Genomic DNA, 1,580 nt, shown 5'->3' on the forward strand with positions numbered 1-1,580 from the left:
GAAGGTGACAAACTATAAATAGTCAAGAGGTTTATAGATTTTTTCTCTGTAAAAAAAGGGTAACTTTAATAGACCATCTGAATACATCGTATTTCAGATGGAACAAAGTTTATTGATGTAAACAATTATCTGAGTTTTTGGGTGTTAAAGTCTGTTCCCTGTCTCTCCAATGCATAGATGACTCTAACAAGCTTTTTGGCAACATGAGTAATCGCTACTCTGTGTGGTTTGCCTTCCGCGCGTTTCTTAGCATAGTAAGTTGCGAATGTCATATCAAAACGAATTAATGGAAGACAGCAGTTGATGAGAACATACCGGAGCTGGGATGAACCATGTTTTACCATTCGCCCTCCGTGTGATTCTGTTCCTGATTCATTTATGCCAGGTTCAATACCGGCAAAGGCAAGCATCTGAGCTGGTGTAGAGAAATTCGATAGATCTCCGTACTCAGAGTAGATGACAGCAGCTGATATGGGACCGATTCCGGGAATGGACATATAGTGAGGATGAACTTCCTCGATCAACTTGTTGATTTCTGTTTCCAGTTTGCCAACCTCCTTTACAAGAGATTTGTATAACGTAAGAAGGCTGTTGAGTTCCACATCAAAGATAGAATTATTTATGCCGACCGTATTGGCAGCAAGTTCTTTTAGCTGAAGGAACTGCTGCGGGGAGAAACGTCCTCTTGATAAGGAGCGGAGTTTTTCATAAGAGGCGGCATTCATTCGTGCCATTTTTTCAGCAGAACCGTAGTTTTCGAGCAGAAACAGAGCAGTTTTAGATAAGCGCTCGTGAAAGAATGGCTTAAACTCAGGAAAAGTGTGATCCAGAACGTTTGTGATCTTCACAAGATAGAAAGAGCGCTGCCGAACCAGTCTGTCTCTTAAACGAGTTAGTGACTTTAAAGAGTAAGCATGGTAAAATCCTTTTGAATGGGGTTTGTACTCTACTGTCATTAACCAGCGAGCTATTGATTCGCAGTCAACAGAGTCTGTTTTGGTACGCCTGAGAGAAGTGGATTTCTTATATTCCTTGATGAGGAGTGGATTGATTTCCATGAAGCTGTGGTTGGCATTCTCAAGGAAAAGTTCCAGATTGAGGGCATAATGGGCAGTAGATTCAAACCCTATTTTTATATTTTCGGGATTGGAGAGCGAGTGTAAAGTAGAAATAAGCTGTTCAAATCCAGACTTATCATTTTTGATAGTAAATTTTGAAACAACTGTTTGATCAGCTGCGGCGAGGATGCAGCAATCGTGTTTGTACTTGGAAATATCAATCCCAACAAAGTACATGGACATAAAAAAATACCTCCTGATATGTATTTAGCACTGTTGTCTTCCACAGGGAATTCGGCTGTGTAATCACGTAAATAGAAACGTCAAGCGTTAACAAACTGATTAACAGTAATAGACGAAAAGCTGTGGTCTGAGTCACCTTGGAACAGTCAAAGCCGTAAAAATATAGGTACAGATCCACAGTGCTTAAGTAAATATATCAGATTAGGATTGAATTACCCAGTAGAAACTGGGAGAAAGGAGAAAATCCAATCACTATCTAATATGATTGGATTATACGTG

General features: G+C 39.9%; 1 protein-coding gene. It reads right to left on the reverse strand.

Going from position 1 to position 1,580, the window contains the following annotated elements; translation table 11 throughout:
- Positions 1–125 precede the first annotated feature (125 nt).
- Positions 126–1,301, reverse strand: coding sequence for an IS110 family RNA-guided transposase (locus H6A13_RS12840; RefSeq protein WP_204909929.1), 1,176 nt, complete (start codon positions 1,299–1,301; stop codon positions 126–128).
- Positions 1,302–1,580 lie beyond the last annotated feature (279 nt).

It is taken from the genome of Mordavella massiliensis, assembly GCF_016902415.1.
Taxonomy (GTDB): domain Bacteria; phylum Bacillota; class Clostridia; order Lachnospirales; family Lachnospiraceae; genus Merdimonas; species Merdimonas faecigallinarum.